The following is a 15,300-nucleotide window of genomic DNA, read 5'->3' as shown; positions in this document are numbered from 1 at the left end:
AACAAAACGTAGATATGCGCCGACGCCATCCCGCCCGGGCCGGCCGTCCGGCCGTGCCTCAGGCGGTCCGGGAACGGTCCACCCGGTCGCCGCGGTCGAGGCGGTGGAGCAGGAGCCGCTGCTGGCGGGCGTACGCGCGCTGGCCCAGCTGCCGCAGCTGTTCCCGGCTGCGGGCACCGCGCAGGTAGTGATCCAGTGGCTCCGCGGGCTCGCCGAGGGCCTCCTCGACCGGCGGGAGCACCGCGTGCTGGGCGAGGCGGTAGGCGCCGGCCCGGCCGGGCACCGCCTCGATCGGCAGCCCGGCCGCGGTCAGCAGGTCGATGTCGAGGTAGATCGTCCGCACGTCGACGCCGAAGCGGCAGGACAGGGCGGCGGCCGAGACCCACGGGCGGGAGCGCAGCTGCAGCAGGATCCCGACGTGCCGGGCGTGGCGGGCGCTCATGCCGTCACCTCCGCAACGCTGCGGCGCCGGCACGAGTCAGAGCTGAGTACATGATGAACGGCCACTCCGCTTCGCCCCGTACCGTTCATGACGCCGCCAGCAGGGCCGACAGGGCCGAGGCCTGGGTGCGCCAGTCCGGCGGTGAGGCCGGGGGCGCCCATCGGCTGCCGACCCGGTTCATCGGGTCGCGGCCGTTCCACAGGCTCGCGGCCTGAGCGTCGGCGAAGGACTGGAACTGCTGGCCGGCTTCGGCGAGGTACCGCATGAACACGCCCTTGAACTGTTTCTGGTTGTCGTCACAGGTCTGCCCGGTCCGGTCGCACGACTCGGTGAGCACGCCGCCCTGCACGAGCGACGAGTTGAGGGCGGCGGTGCCGAGCCGGCGCGCCGCGTCCTGGTAGGCCGTTGAGCCGGTGGCGCGGAAGAGCTCCATCGCCGCGCCGATCGCCAGGCCCTGGTTGTACGTCCACACGGTCTGCCCGTTGTTCTGGCACCCGGTGGTGAGGCCGTCGTTGACGAGCCCGGCCGAGTTGATCATGCCGCTGGCGTTGAACCAGTTCCAGCCGGTGACGGCCCGGTTCAGCCAGGCGGTGTCGCCGGCGATGCGGTTGTGCAGCGCGGCGGTGAGCCGCAGGTACAGCCCGATCGTCACGGCGTTCTTGTACGTGTGCTCGCGGTCCCACCAGACCCCGCCGCCGCAGGTGGCGGTGTCCCAGAAGCCGGCCACGTAGTTGGCGATCGTGACCGCCTCGTTGAGATAGGTCTGGTCGTGGGTGAGGTCGTAGGCGTCGACCCAGGTCAGGCCCCACCACGCGGTGTCGTCGACCGAGCGGCTGATGAAGTGGCCGTCGACGGGGTCGCTGGAGCGGGCGCCGGCCGGGAAGGCGACGCGGTTGACGTCGAAGGTGCGGCGGACCGCCCAGGCGTAGGCCTGGTCGCCGGTGCGCCGGGTGTAGCCGATCACCGCGCTGAGCGCGACGGCGGAGTTCCACCAGCTCGACGGCCACCACGCCGGGTTGGGGTCGTAGTGGTACATGAGCGCGTCGGCCGCCGCGCGCAGGCGGTTGGCCGAGGGGCGGGTCCATGCGGTGCACGCGCCGTTCTGGCCCTCGACCGCCCGGCCGCAGGCGCGCACGGCCCCGCCGTACAGCAGTGAGACGGGGTCGGTCGCGTTGAAGCGGTTGGTGCGGCCGGTACCCGGCTGAGTATTCGTACGGCCGAGGGATGAGCCGCCCGGCCAGCTGGCGCCGCCGTCGAAGGAGCGGTCCAGCCACACCTCGTCGCCGGCCCGGTTGTTGGTGATGGTGCCCCACGCCATCCCGGCCGCGTCGAAGTGCAGCGAGATGCTGCGCCCGGCCAGGGTGACGGTGCTGACCGGCTGGGCGTCGGTGCCGCCGCTCGCGTTGTCGCAGGCCGGGTTGCAGACCTGGGCGTGCACCCAGCCGGTGCAGGCCACGCCGTGCGCGTCGCCGCAGGCGCGGACCATGCCGCGGCGGTGGTACGAGGGATCGGCGAGGTTGTACATCAGGGTCCGGGTCCCGGTCCACGTGGCGGGGATCCACGCCTTGCCGAGCAGGCCCTCCCAGGTGGCGCCGCCGTCCCAGGTGCGGTCCAGCCACACGGACTCGCCCTCGGTGCCGGCGTCGATGCTGGCCCACGCCATGGCGTCGGTGTCGGACAGGTGCAGCCGGATCTGGCGGTTGTTGATGAGCAGCGTGGCGAGCGGGAAGGTCTCCTGGCGGGCCAGCGACGGGTCGCGGGTGTCGCAGTACTGGGCACAGACGGGGGTCGCCGCGTGCGCGGGGTCCGCCGCGACGGCGAGGCCGGCGGCGAGCAGCAGCAGGACGGCGAGCGTCCGGTGGATGGCGGCCACGTTAAACTTCCTTTACAGAAAGCGCTCTCACAACGTTTTACGTCGGCGCGAACCCCCGGTCAACAGGCAGTGTTCCTTCCAGATACGGCTCAGGCGATCGCCCGGACGTCGGCGTCGGTCAATGCCCTGGTCCAGACCTTCAGCTGGTCGATGCGGCCGGGGAAGTGGTCGGCGTCGCCGCCGTTCCACTTGCCCCGGCCGATCGTGAACGCGCCACCGGCGGCCCACGCCGGACTCGCCGCCACGTCGGCAACGAGCACGCCATCGACGTAGAGCCGAAGCCGCCCGCTGGACGCATCCCGCACCCCCGCGAGATGCGTCCAGCCGTCGACACGCGGTGGGAACGGCGACACCGCCCGGGTCGCCGCCGCGTTCGGTTGGTCGGCGGCAACCATCGCGAACGCCCACGCGTTGTCCGCCGCCGAGTACTGCAGGTAGAAGCCGCTCGCCTGCGCGCCGTCCTGCCCCGCCACCGTCGCGAAGTTCGACGTCGCCGCGAGCTGCACCCAGGCCGACACGGAGAAGCTTGCCGAGGTGTCGACCAGCCGCTGCACGGTCGCGTAGCCGGTGCTGCCGTTGAGCACCAGCGCCGAACCGCTGTATCCGCCACCGAGCGCCGCGCCGCCGCTGAGGGTCAGGGACGCGTCGGCGACGTCGAACTGCAACGCCGCGACCTGGCTCGTGGCCAGGCCCGCAGCGGCGGAGATCGTGGCCGCCGGCAGCGCGTGGTCGTAGGTGCGCACGTCCTCGATCGCGCCGGCGAAGGTGTCGGCGGCGGCGCCGTTCCAGCGCGCCCGGCCGATCGCGAGCGGGCCGGCGGCCGGCCAGCCGGCCGTGTAGGCGGCCTGGCCGCGCAGCACGCCGTCGACGTAGAGGCGCAGCTGCCCGGCCTCGGCGTCGTAGACGCCGGCCAGGTGTGCCCACACCCCGGTCGCCGCGGGGGTGGAGGCCACCGCCCGGGTCGAGGCGGCGCCGTCGGCGTCCGCGGCGGTCATCGCGAACGCCCAGCGGCCGTCGGATCCGCAGTACTGCAGGAAGAAGCCGCTCACCCGGGCGCCGTCCTGGCTGACCGCGGTCCGGAACCCGCCGAGGTCGGTGGGGTTGACCCGGGCCATGACCGTGAACGACCCGTCGGTGCGCACCACCGGGCGCGCGGTCGTCAGCGGGCTGCCGGTCGCGTCGTTGCCGTTGCCGCTCGCGTCTTCGCCCGGGGTTGCGAGCTGGCCGCCCTTGAGCGGCCAGGCGCCGGTGAGCCCGTTCGGCGCGTGCCGCAGGGTCGCCAGGGCCAGGACCCCGCCGATGACCGGCCGCGCGGCGAAGCCGGACTGGTTGCCGGTGTCGGTGTCGTGCCAGTCGGTGAACGGCACCCGAGACGGCGTGGTGCTGGCGAACGTGTACGCCTTGGCGATGAGCGCGTCACGGGCCGCGCTCTGCCCGGTGAGGAACGCCGCCGTCCACAGCTCCCAGTCGACCTTCGTGTATGTGTGCCGCGGGTCGAGCGGGACGCCGTACGCGTGCTGGTTCTGCAGGTACCAGCTCGCCTCCTCGGCGGCGATCGTCGCCGGCACGAGGTTGGTGGCGGCGATGCGGTCGGCGAAGCCGTTGTACTTCAGGCTCCACGTCGTGTCGGCGCCGTCGTACGTCAGCTTGAGGTGCGTCCTGGCCGCGTTCTGCGCCATCGTCGCCCACTGCGCGATGTAGGAGCGGGCGGTGGCCGCGTACGTCGAGCCCTGCCCGGCCCAGCGCGCGATCGTGTCCATGGCGCCGATGCCGACGATGCCCTTGAGTGCCAGGTTGACGCTGTGCGCGATGAACCCGGTGAAGTCGTCGGTCTGGTTCTGGTTGCCGGGGTCGGGCAGGTTGGCCACGAGGTAGTCGGCCCACTGCTTGAGCTTCGCGTAGTGCGCGGTGGCGTAGGCGCTCGCCCGGGCCGCCGGCATGCGCGTGAGCAGCGCGGCGACCATGACGAGCAGGTTCGCCGACTCCTCGACCGGCATGTCCTCCTCGGGCTGGCCGATGCGGCCGAACGCGTTGGGGTAGACGCCGAGGTCGTGCGGGGCGAACGGCTTGTCGAAGCCGCGCACCTCGGTGTAGTCGAATAGCGGGGCGAGCAGCAGCTCCAGCCAGCGCGGGCTCAGCTGCAGGTACGCCGGGAACGCCGGGTAGATGACGTCGACGGTGCTGAAGTCGCCGTTGGAGGAGATCTCCTTGAGCATCACCCAGGGTGAGCCGCCGCGGTTGACGAGCTCGGTGCCGCCGAACGCCTGCCGGACGGCGAGCGCACACAGGGCGGCGTACTGGTCGGCGGCCGTGCCCGGGGCGCCGACGGCCTGGCGGGCCCACGCGTCGACCTGGGCGTCGGTCGCGGCGGCCACGGCCCGCGCCGTGTCGCGGTCGGCGCGGAACCAGGCCAGCATGTCCGGCCATCCGGTCCAGTGGGTGCGCCACCACGGGTCGAGGTTGGCGCCGAGGTAGGAGACCGCCGGGGTGCGCACGTGGCCGATGACGAAGGCGACCGTCTGCTGGGTGTTTGCGGTGATGGCTCCGAGCGCGCGGTTGAAGGCGAACACCGGCCAGCTGGAGTTGATCGCCCGCGGCTGGTTGGCGTCGGCGGTGTTGGCGAGGGCGCCGGTCGTGGCGGCCTGGGCGCGCACCGTGGTGTCGGCGCCGGTCTGCCAGGTCAGGCCGGCCACGTCGTCGGTGGACCACACCACGGTGCCCCACGTCGCCTGGTCGTTGACCTCGGCGAGCACCGCCGGGCTCGTGGGCTGGAACGTGTGCACGCGCTGGCCGCCGGTCGCCTGGGTGGCCCAGCCGATCTGCCTGGTGCGGTCGCCGTGGGCCCATTCGCCGGAGACGTCGACGTACAGGCTGACCTGGTGCGTGCCGGCGTCGGCCGAGCTGACGGTCACGGAGAGGTACGACATCGGCACCGACTGGCGGCGCAGGCTCGCCGGGTCCACGGGGGAGAGGAACTCGACCTCGAGGCGGACCGGGCCGGCGGTGATCGTGAACGTCGAGCGGGTCGCGGTGACGGTGAGCGCCGTCTGCGTGGCCAGGGGCCAGCCGCCGGACGGGGCGCCCATGAACACGTACGGCTGGCCGTCGACGCGCACGATGCCGGTGATCGCGGTGACGGCGCCCGCCCAGAACGTGGGCCAGCTGCCCGGCAGGTTGTCGGCCCGCAGCCACGTCGAGAGGTAGGGCGAGCGCACGGCCAGCGGCGTGGCCGGCGGCCGGATCGGGCTGAAGGTCGACGGGCCGGCGGCCGCCGCGGGGCTCGGGGCCAGGGCGAACGGGCCGAGTGCGGAGCCGGCGAGCCCACCCAGGGCCGCGAGGCGGAGCACATCCCGGCGGCTGGGGTGCATCGACGGGTTCACGTGACGTAGCAAACATTTTCCGACGCTAAGTGTCAACGATCGCCATGGATATTCATCGGTACCTGTTGGAAATTGTTGGGTCGATGAAAGTTGCACGAGAGTTCTGAAAACCATTGACAAATTGCGTGTCGGTACAACCCGGCACGGCCCGGCTCGCCTCTAAGGTGTGACCCGCTCGCCGCGAAGGGACCCGTCAGCGTTGCGATCACACCTGGAACACGACTACACGCAGTACGTGGCCGCCCGGCTGCCGCGCCTGCACACGATCGCCTACCAGCTGATCGGGGACCGCCACCGGGCCGACGACGCCGTGCAGGACGCCTTGACCGCGCTCTACCAGCGGTGGGGCCGCATCCGCGAGGTGAACAACCTCGACGCGTACGTCCACACGATGGTCGTGCGGGCGGTGCTGTCCGACCGGCGGCGCTTCTGGGCCCGCGTACAGCTGTGGGGGAGCCCGCCCGAGGAGCCGGCCGGCCCGCCGGAGCACCCCGCCGTCGAGCAGCGCATGGTGCTGCGCCAGGCGCTGCGGGCCCTGCCGGAGGGGCAGCGCACGGTGCTCGTCCTGCGCTTCCTGTGTGACCTGCCGGTCGAGGAGGTCGCCGCGGTGCTGGGCCTGTCCGAAGGAACCGTGAAGAGCCAGACCTCGCATGGGCTCAAGGCGCTGCGGCGTCTTGCCGTTTTGAAGGACGGTGTGCGTTGATCGAGAATCCGCTGCAGCTCCTGCGCGAGGACGCCGCCCCGGGCACTGCGCTGACGCCCGAGCGCCTGCTGGCCGCCGGGCGCGGGCGGGTGCGCCGGCGGCGGGCCGCCATCACCGGGGGCGTCGCGGCCGCCGTGCTCGTCGCCACGGTCGGCGTCGCCGCGTTCGCCGCGCCCGGGCCGACGCCCCGGCCGCCGCTGGCCCCGAGCCCCCGGCCGGCCGCGTCGCTGCCGACCGGGTCGCTGCCGGCCGAGCCGGACTGCCGGTCGAGCAGTCTCACGGTGCCGGGCGGCGGCGCGATCGAGCGGGTCGTCGTCGACCCGACCGGCAGCTGGGCCGCCGGGCTGCGCGCCGACCACCGCGGCGTCGTCATCTGGCACGACGGCGAGGTGTCCAGCACGGTGGCCGACGTCGACGTGACGGCCCTGGCCGGGATCAGCTCGGGCGGCGTCGCGGCCGGTACCGGCCCCGGGCCGCGCGCGCTGACCTTCACCGGCACGCACGCCACCGCGTTGACGCCGCCCGGCGGGTCGTCGTCCACGCAGGCCTTCGACATCAACGGCGCCGGCGACGTCGTCGGCGCGTACGGCACGCCCGGCGGCGGCCAGCAGGCGGTCGAGTGGCGCCGCTCCGACCCGCTGCACCCGCGGACCCTCGCCGTCCCGGCCGGCGAGAGCGCGGCCGCGCTGGTGATCGCCGACGACGGCACGATCGGCGGGTACCTGGGCGCCGCCACCGGCCGCCACCGCGCCCACGTGTGGCCGGCCGACGGTCCGGGCCGCACCCTGGACCCGTCGACCGATCCGCAGACCGACACCGCGATCGACGGGCTCGGCGGCGGCTATGCGTTCGATCTGGGCCGGACGAAGGGGCTGCCGCCACCGGATCGGCTGCCCGGCATGACGCCGGCGCCCCAGGTCGAACGGTGGCCGCTCACCCCGGGCAGCGAGGACCCGGTCGTCCTGCTGCTCCAGCCCGACGACGGCGGCCAGGACGCGGCGGCGGACGGCACCCTGCTGATCAACGAGGGTGAGCGGGCCGTCCTGGAGCGCCTGCACGCCTCGACCGAGCTGCCGCGACCGGCCGGGTTCACCTCGGTGCGCGCCACGTCGCTGAACCGCAACGCCTCCGTGGTCGGCGGCGTGGCGGACGGCGGGCCGCTGCTGTGGCGGTGCGGTAAGGGTTGACCTGCGTCTGTCCCGCCTCGACCGAGCTGCCGCGATCGGCCGGGTTCACGTCGGTGCGCGCCACGTCGGTCAACCGCAACGCCTCCGTGGTCGGCGGCGTTGCGGGCGGCAGCCCGCTGCTGTGGCGGTGCGGTAAGGGTTGACCTGCGTCTGTCCCGCCTCGACCGAGCTGCCGCGATCGGCCGGGTCCACGTCGGTGCGCGCCACGTCGGTCAACCGCAACGCCTCCGTGGTCGGCGGCGTTGCGGACGGCGGCCCGCTGCTGTGGCGGTGCGGTAAGCGTTGACCTGCGTCTGTATTGATAAATGTTGACCAAACGTCGATCAGGGGCTATGAATGTGCATCGAGAGCGCTCTCCCGTCCTCACCGCCACCGAACGGGAGACACCATGCCCCGATCCCGCAAGGTCGACCGGCTGCTCGCCGGCGCGGGCGCCGCCCTCCTGGGCAGCACCATCGCCGTCGTGCAGTTCGCGGCCCCCGCCCAGGCCGCCGACCTCAACCTGACCCAATACGTGAATCCGCTGATCGGTACGGACGACAGCAACTCCCCGAACCCGGTCGGCGGCGGCGCCGGCGGTAGCACCTTCCCGGGTGCGACCGTGCCCTTCGGCATGCTCCAGTTCAGCCCGGACACGCCCACCGCCTCGCCCTCCGGGTACCGCGACTCCGACCGCACGATCGAGGAGTTCAGCCTCACCCACTTCAACGGGGCCGGCTGCCCGAACAACGAGGACCTCGGGCTGCTGCCGGTGACGGGCGCGCTCGGCTCGTCGCCGGGCTCGTCATGGTCGAGCTACTCGTCGGCGTACACCAAGAGCAACGAGGCCGCCCAGGCCGGTTACTACAAGAACCGCCTGGACAAGTACTCGACGAACGTCGAGGTCACCTCCACCACCCGCACCGGCGTGATGCGCCTGACCTTCCCGTCGGGCAACCAGTCGCGGCTGCTCATCAACACGAGCAAGAGCGCGACGGGCAACCGCAGCGGCGCCATCACCATCTCCGGCAGCAACGTCACCGGCAACGTGACCGCCGGCGGGTTCTGCGGCTCCTCCAAGACGTACCCGATCTACTTCTCGATCCACTTCGACCGTGCCCCGTCGTCGTTCGGCACCTGGAGCGGCTCGACGATCAGCAACGGCTCGTCGAGCACCAGCGGCACCAACACCGGCGGCTTCGTCACCTGGGACACCACGAGCAACGCGGTCGTCAACGCCCAGATCGGCGTCTCGTTCGTCAGCGTCGCCAACGCCACCGCCAACCTCAACGCGGAGACCGCGTCGTTCGACACCGCGCGGACCAACGCCAACAACGCCTGGAACTCCGCGCTGAACCGCGTGCAGGCGACCGGCGGCAGCGCGACGGAGCTGCAGAAGTTCTACACGGCGCTCTACCACGTCATGCAGAACCCGAACATCTCCAGCGACACCAACGGGCAGTACCGCGGCTTCGACAACGCGATCCACACCTCGACGCGCAACGTGTACCAGAACTACTCGGGCTGGGACATCTACCGCTCGTGGTCGGCGCTGGTCGCGTTCATCGCCCCGGACATCGCCAGCGACATCATGAACTCGATGGTCCTCGACGGCCAGCAGGGCGGCCTGCTGCCCAAGTGGTCGCAGCAGACCAACGAGGACTTCGTGATGACCGGCGACCCCGGCCCGATCATCGTCGACGAGGCGTACCAGTTCGGCGCCCGCAACTTCGACCAGGCCGCCGCGCTGCAGCTGATGAAGAACGCGATCGCCGGCAACGGCACGCAGGGCTCGCCGATCCGCGGCCGCGAGGCCGAGTACGAGTCGAAGAAGTACATCTCGGGCGCGCCGTCGGACTCGATGGAGTACTCGGCGTCGGACTTCGCCGTGGCCCAGTTCGCCAAGGCGCAGGGCGACACGGCGACGTACAACTCGGCGATGACCCGCGCCCAGTACTGGCGCAACACGTTCAACACCGAGTCGCAGTACATCCACCCGCGTAACAGCGACGGTACGTGGCCGTGGCCGCTGAACCCGGCGCAGGAGAGCCCCTTCACGGAGGGCAACGCCGCGCAGTACACCTGGATGGTCACCTACAACTTCGCCGCGCTCATCAACCTCATGGGTGGCCCGCAGACGGCCAAGCAGCGCCTCGACCACCACTTCACCGAGCTCAACGCCGGCCTGTCCCGCCCGTACTTCTACCTCGGCAACGAGCCCGAGCACGGCGTGCCGTGGGCGTACAACTTCGCCCAGTACCCGGCCGGCGCCTCCTCGGCGGTGCGGCGCGTCATGACCGAGCAGTTCACCACCGGCGCCGGCGGCCTGCCCGGCAACGACGACCTCGGCGCCACCTCGGCCTGGTACGTCTGGGCCGCGATGGGCATGTACCCGGCGACCCCGGGCGCGGACACCCTCGCGATCCACGGCCCGTCGTTCCCGTCGATCCTCATCCAGCGCTCCGCCGGCAACATCCAGATCAACGGCGGCAGCTCGACGTCGCAGTACGTGCAGGGCCTGACCCTCAACGGCTCCGGGGTGTCGCACAACTACCTGCGCTACCCGGACCTCGCCGCCGGCGGCACCCTGCAGTACACGATGGGCACCAGCCCCTCGTCGTGGGGCACCGGCGCCGGTGACGTCCCGCCGTCCTTCACCGACGGCGCCTCGCAGCCGGCCACCCCGCCGAACCTGGGCACCAACCTGGCCCTGGGCAAGACCGCGACGGGCTCGGCCACCTGCGCCGCCGCCGAGTCGCCGGACAAGGCCGTCGACGGCACGCTGCAGAACAACAGCAAGTTCTGCTCGTCCGCGGCGACCAAGTTCCTGCAGGTCGACCTCGGCTCCAACCAGACCGTCGGCTCGGTCGTGGTCAAGCACGCCGGCCTCGGCGCGGAGAACACGGGCTGGAACACCGGCGCGTTCACCATCTCCACCAGCACCGACGGCACGAACTGGACCCAGGCCGCGTCGGTTGCGGGCAACCGCACCAGCCGCACCCTGAGCCAGTTCGCCCAGCGCAGCGCCCGCTACGTGCGCCTGGACATCTCGACACCGGCCAACGACGGCAACGCCGCGGCCCGCATCTACGAGTTCGAGGTGTACAGCGCCGGCCCGGCCGGCAACCTGCTGCTGAACAAGCCGGCGACCGCCGACTCCTCCTGCGCCAGCACCGAGGGCCCGGAGAAGGCCGTCAACGGCAGCGTCTCCGGCGGCAACTCCGACAAGTGGTGCTCGCTCGGCTCGAGCAAGTGGCTGCAGGTCGACATGGGCTCGTCGGTCCACCTGAGCTCGATCGTCGTGAAGCACGCCGGCGCCGGCGGCGAGTCGGCGTCGTGGGACACCCGCGACTTCGACCTGCTGGTGTCCTCGGACGGCAGCACGTGGACGACGGTCGCGTCGCCCCGCGGCAACACGGCGGACACCACGACCCACGCGGTCAACGTGACCGGTCGTTACGTCCGCCTCAACATCATCACGCCGACCCAGACCACCGACGCGGCTGCGCGCATCTACGAGCTGGAGGCGTACGCGTAGCCCTTTCCCGTGCCAATAAGCCGGCGGCACGGTCCTTGTGGGGGGCCGTGCCGCCTCTTTTGTGCGGCGCGGTCCTTGCTTGGGGGGCTGTGTCGCCTCTTTGTGCGGCGCGGTCCTTGCTTTGGGGGCTGTGTCGCCTCTTTGTGCGGCGCGGTCCTTGCTTTGGGGGCTGTGTCGCCTCTTTGCGCGGGGCGGTCCTTGCTTTGGGGGCTGTGTCGCCTCTTTGCGCGGGGCGGTCCTTGCTCTGGGAGCAGTGTCGTCGCTATTTGGGCGCCGGTGATGGTCCGCCGCGAATCTGCGAAACGACGTTGTGCCCGGCTTGTTCCGATTCTCGGCAACGGTCGCGGCCCTTCCGGCCGCGGCCGGTGCTGAGTGTGGATCCCGGCCCGCGTCGTCGGGCCGAGGTCTCAGGCTGGTTCGGCTGTTCGGCCCGCGGCGACCGCGGTACGCGAAAGCCGCGGTGCTCCCGGGCCGCGACCAACATCAACTCCGGGATTGCCGAATTACTGGATTATCGGATTACTGGATCCGGTAATTCGGTAATCCGTGACCTGCGTAAACGCGGCCGTCGCCTATTTAGGGACCGGGCCAGTGGCGGCTGCCGAGCGCGATCAGGCGTAGCTGCCGCTCCGCCAGATCCAGGACGTCCGCCTCGGCCGCCCGGTCGCCGGCCGGCACCTCGAGCAGCATAGCCGCGGTCAGCACCATGTGGTTCACGATGAGCTCGGCCAGCATCCGCAGGTCCTCCGGTTGCCAGCGATCCAGCCGGGCCGCGTGTGGCAGGCGGTGGGTGAGCAGGTCTGTAGCCAGCTCGGCCGCCGAGAGGTCGAGCTGCTCGCGGATCGCGCGCCGGACCGGGGCCACGCCGCCGTGGCGCTCGCGGGCGATGAAGCGGAAGTGCTCGCGCCGCTCGTGCAGCTGCGACCGCAGCACCTCGAGGGAGCGGCCGATCACGGCGTCGCTGTCGGCCATGCCGTCGCGCACCGACCGTACGGCCGCGCGCAGGCCGCCCAGGCACTGCTCGACCAGTGCCACGCCCAGGCTCGCCACGTCGGGGAAATGCCGGTAGAACGCTGTCGGCACGATGCCCACCTCGCGCGTGATCTCCCGCAGGCCGAGGCTGTCCAGGCTGCGATCCTCGAGCAGCCGCAGGGCGGTGTCGAGCAGCGCCTGGCGGGTCTGCGCCTTCTGCTCCTGGCGGGTATGGGCCATGTCACTCAGTAAACACCTGTGCACCGAATCCGTGTGCACCTAGTCTGCGAAGTGAGTGCACAACTGTCCACTGAAAAAGAGGCTGTCAATGGCGCTGCTGATCGGTGCGGTGCTCGTCGCGCTGCTCGTCGTCGGGCCGGCGGCGCTGACCGGCCAACCGGTGCTCATGCTGCTCGGCGTCGTGGCCGCCGCGACGGTGCTGCTCATGGCCCGTCACTGGCCGCCGCGCCGCCTTCGCGACCGGTGAGGGGATCGTCCACAATGGACCACAAGGCAATCGCGCCCGGTGCGGCCGCCGAGCCGGCCGAAACGCCCGGCACGTCCGTCGAGCTGGCCGACATTCCCGGCATGTCCGCCGGGCGGGCCGAAACGCCCGGTGCGGCCGTCGAGCTGGCCGACATTCCCGGCATGTCCGCCGGGCGGGCCGAAACGCCTTGTGCGGTCGCCGAGCCAGTCGACATGCCCGGCACGTCCGCTGGGCCGGCCGACACACGCGGTGCGGCCACCGAGCCGGGCGCGGGGCGCCGGCGGCCCGATGACCGGATCGTGGCGTCACTGGCGCTCGGCGTGGCGGGGCTGTTCCTGTTCAACGTCGTGTTCGGGCCGCTCGCGATCGTGCTCGGGCTGTGGGCGCTGCGCCGCCCGTCGGTCACCGGGCGCGGCCGCGGCTTCGCCGGCCTCGGCGTCGTCCTGGGCCTCGCCGATCTCGTGGTCCTGGCGATCCTCGTCATCGGCGGCGCCCACGGCGGAAGCCTGCTGCACGTCAGCGCCTGACCGGCAACAGTTGCGGCCCATCGGCACGTGACGGGCAACAGTTGCGGCGGTCGGCACGTGACTGGCCACCCCTGCGGCCGCCGGCACGTGACCGGTCGTCGGCACGTGACCGGTCGTCGGCACGTGACCGGCGCCTGACCGGCAACGGTTGCGGCCCGCGCGAGCTAGATCAAGCTCGCGCGGGCCGTTCCGGTGCGGGTTGCCGGGCGTCAGCGCATCAGCACGCGGCGTCGGCGCCGGCCACGTTCACGGCCGTCCACGCCTGCTGCACCGCCTTGTACTCGGCGCTGCACTTGCCGTACAGGTCGGTCGCCGCCGACAGCGTGTAGGCGCGTGCGGTGTTGCCCGGGTTGGCGGTGTCGACGTAGGACGTGTTCGAGGTGAAGTACACGTCCAGTGCTCGATACCAGATCTGCGACGCCTTGTCGCGGCCGATGCCGGTCACCGCGGCGGCGTTGCCGCAGATCGGCGAGGTGCCGTACCTGGTCTTGCCGGTGCCCTCGGCCAGGTCGAAGAAGAAGTGGTTGGCCACGCCCGAGGCGTAGTGGACGTCGACGTCCTTCGTGGTCGTGGACCAGCAGCCGTGGGAGGCGCCGTCCAGTGGCGGGTTGTACATGTACCGTAGCGGAGTGCCGTTGCCGTTGAGGTCCAGGCGCTCCGCGATCTCGTAGTCGCCCGGGTCGCTCGGGTTGTTCGCCCAGAACTCGACCATCGTGCCGAAGATGTCGCTCGTCGCCTCGTTGAGGCCGCCCGACTCGCCGGCGTACGTGAGGTCGTTCGGGACGCTGAACTGCGTGATGCCGTGCGTCATCTCGTGCGCGGCCACGTCGAGCTCGACGAGCGGGTGCGCGTTGTCGCGGCCGTCGCCGTAGTTCATCTGCTTGCCGTCCCAGTACGCGTTCTCGAGCTGGTCGCCGACGTGCACCCGGGACACGACGCCGCGGCCGTTGTTCGCCACGCCCTTGCGCCCGAAGTTCTTCAGGTAGTAGTCGTACGTCAGCGCAGCGCCATAGGCGGCGTCGACGGCGGCGGTCTGCGGGTCGTCGGCCTTGCCGTCACCCCACGTGTTGTCGGCGTCGCTGAGCTGGGTGCAGCTGCCGCTGTCGGCGTGCTTCATGTCGCACACGGAGGCGCGCCCGCGGGTGGTGTCGACGAGGCGGTACTGGCTGCCGGCCCGCTGCGTCTCCAGCGTCACCTTGCCGCTGTACAGGCTGTTGCCGGTGCCGGCGATCGTCTCGATCTCGTCCCACTGGCCGATGACGGCGCCGGAGTGCGCGTCGGTGAGCACGTGCAGCCGCGACGGCGTGCGCCCGTCCTTGGCGACGCCGACGACCAGGTCCTCCCAGGCCAGCCGGCCGGTGCCGGTGGAGGCGTCGACGAGCAGCTTCTGGCCCTGCAGCGAGGTGACTCGCCCGGCGAACTGCGTCTTGGCCTTGACCGAGGCCTCTTGCGCCGACACCTTCGGCACGGTGTCGAGCTTCAGCGGTTCGATCAGACCGTTGGAGCTGCCCCGGTACTCCCCGGAGGCCCCTAAGTGGACGATGACGTCGCCGCCGTACACCGGTAACCCATGGTATGTGCGCGTGTACCGGACGTGGCGCGACCCGTCGGCGTCGGGCCGGAACGCGAAATAGGCGAACTTGTCGTCGGGTGCTGCCTTGACGTCACCGAGGTGCGCGTCGAGCGCCCGGCGCACGGGCGCGGCGGCCGGCGGTTCCTCTTCGGGGGCCGGCGACGCGGCCACCTCGACGGCGTCCGGCTCGGCGCTCTGGCTGGCGTCGGCCGCCCGGTCGGCGGCCTTCGGGGAATTATCGCAACCGGCCAGGGCAACCGCCGTGACCGAGATGGCAACGAGTGCACGTCGAACGTTTGACATGGACCATAGATACGGCCCGGATGCGGGCCGGGTTCGCTTCGTCGTGCACCCTGGCACGAAGCCGGTAGTCGACCGGAGCAACCCTCCGCAATGCAAAGCCAACGCACCCGGAGCAGGCCCCGAACGCGCCGCCCGGAGACCGTGCGAAGTCAGCGCCCGGAGACCGTGCGAAGTCAGCGCCCGGAGACCGTGCGAAGCCAGTGCCCGGTGACCGTGCGAAGCCAGTGCCTGGTGACCGTGCGAAGTCAGCGCCCGGTGGCAGTGCGATGCAAACGACCGGAAACGGCGAAGGCCGATCACCGCGGGTGACCGGCCTTGAGCCAGGGTGGATCAGCG

General features: G+C 71.6%; 10 protein-coding genes. 5 read left to right on the top strand and 5 right to left on the bottom strand.

The features are described 5' to 3' along the window. Positions 1–58 precede the first annotated feature (58 nt). From ACQEVU_RS27345 to ACQEVU_RS27335, 3 genes are all read right to left on the bottom strand, one after another. On the bottom strand, positions 59–442 hold the full coding sequence (locus ACQEVU_RS27345; protein WP_433328346.1) for a helix-turn-helix transcriptional regulator: 384 nt from the start codon (positions 440–442) through the stop codon (positions 59–61). Positions 443–527: 85 nt separating this feature from the next. Then, positions 528–2,315: a glycoside hydrolase family 76 protein gene (locus ACQEVU_RS27340; protein ID WP_433328344.1), complete on the bottom strand. Its 1,788-nt coding sequence runs from the start codon at positions 2,313–2,315 to the stop codon at positions 528–530. An 89-nt stretch (positions 2,316–2,404) separates the two neighbouring features. Then, a complete protein-coding gene (locus ACQEVU_RS27335) occupies positions 2,405–5,695 on the bottom strand; it encodes a glutaminase domain-containing protein (protein WP_433328342.1) in 3,291 nt (1,096 codons plus the stop codon). Positions 5,696–5,894: 199 nt separating this feature from the next. Between ACQEVU_RS27335 and ACQEVU_RS27330 the strand changes: the two genes are divergently transcribed. From ACQEVU_RS27330 to ACQEVU_RS27320, 3 genes are all read left to right on the top strand, one after another. After that, positions 5,895–6,398 carry a SigE family RNA polymerase sigma factor gene (locus ACQEVU_RS27330; RefSeq protein WP_433328340.1) on the top strand — a complete coding sequence of 168 codons (504 nt, stop codon included), beginning with the start codon at positions 5,895–5,897 and terminating at the stop codon, positions 6,396–6,398. Then, positions 6,395–7,585, top strand: a complete 1,191-nt coding sequence (locus ACQEVU_RS27325; RefSeq protein ID WP_433328338.1) for a hypothetical protein — start codon at positions 6,395–6,397, stop codon at positions 7,583–7,585. The genes ACQEVU_RS27330 and ACQEVU_RS27325 overlap by 4 nt, the downstream gene beginning before the upstream one ends. A gap of 388 nt (positions 7,586–7,973) precedes the next feature. Continuing rightward, a complete protein-coding gene (locus ACQEVU_RS27320) occupies positions 7,974–11,102 on the top strand; it encodes a GH92 family glycosyl hydrolase (protein ID WP_433328336.1) in 3,129 nt (1,042 codons plus the stop codon). Between the two features lie 576 nt (positions 11,103–11,678). Here ACQEVU_RS27320 and ACQEVU_RS27315 read toward each other — a convergent pair. Further along, positions 11,679–12,314: a TetR family transcriptional regulator gene (locus ACQEVU_RS27315; RefSeq protein ID WP_433328334.1), complete on the bottom strand. Its 636-nt coding sequence runs from the start codon at positions 12,312–12,314 to the stop codon at positions 11,679–11,681. Between the two features lie 88 nt (positions 12,315–12,402). On the opposite strand from ACQEVU_RS27315, the gene ACQEVU_RS27310 reads away from it, so the two are divergent. Next, a complete protein-coding gene (locus tag ACQEVU_RS27310) occupies positions 12,403–12,561 on the top strand; it encodes a hypothetical protein (RefSeq protein ID WP_433328332.1) in 159 nt (52 codons plus the stop codon). Positions 12,562–12,575: 14 nt separating this feature from the next. Continuing rightward, complete coding sequence (locus ACQEVU_RS27305; protein ID WP_433328330.1) at positions 12,576–13,088, top strand: hypothetical protein; 513 nt, start codon at positions 12,576–12,578, stop codon at positions 13,086–13,088. Positions 13,089–13,305: 217 nt separating this feature from the next. On the opposite strand, the gene ACQEVU_RS27300 is transcribed toward ACQEVU_RS27305, so the two are convergent. Next, on the bottom strand, positions 13,306–14,964 hold the full coding sequence (locus tag ACQEVU_RS27300) for a M4 family metallopeptidase (protein ID WP_433328328.1): 1,659 nt from the start codon (positions 14,962–14,964) through the stop codon (positions 13,306–13,308). Positions 14,965–15,300 lie beyond the last annotated feature (336 nt).

Source organism: Dactylosporangium sp. CA-139066, assembly GCF_050936175.1.
GTDB lineage: Bacteria > Actinomycetota > Actinomycetes > Mycobacteriales > Micromonosporaceae > Dactylosporangium.
Note: the sequence above shows the minus strand (reverse complement) of the source record. Positions and strands in the feature narration are given on the sequence as shown.

What these genes read in the sequence shown, in the direction of transcription:
- ACQEVU_RS27345 (WP_433328346.1), bottom strand. Translation starts at nt 442, where the DNA reads ATGAGCGCCCGCCACGCCCGGCACGTCGGGATCCTGCTGCAGCTGCGC.
- ACQEVU_RS27320 (WP_433328336.1), top strand. Translation starts at nt 7,974, where the DNA reads ATGCCCCGATCCCGCAAGGTCGACCGGCTGCTCGCCGGCGCGGGCGCC.
- ACQEVU_RS27315 (WP_433328334.1), bottom strand. Translation starts at nt 12,314, where the DNA reads ATGGCCCATACCCGCCAGGAGCAGAAGGCGCAGACCCGCCAGGCGCTG.
- ACQEVU_RS27310 (WP_433328332.1), top strand. Translation starts at nt 12,403, where the DNA reads ATGGCGCTGCTGATCGGTGCGGTGCTCGTCGCGCTGCTCGTCGTCGGG.
- ACQEVU_RS27305 (WP_433328330.1), top strand. Translation starts at nt 12,576, where the DNA reads ATGGACCACAAGGCAATCGCGCCCGGTGCGGCCGCCGAGCCGGCCGAA.
- ACQEVU_RS27300 (WP_433328328.1), bottom strand. Translation starts at nt 14,964, where the DNA reads ATGTCAAACGTTCGACGTGCACTCGTTGCCATCTCGGTCACGGCGGTT.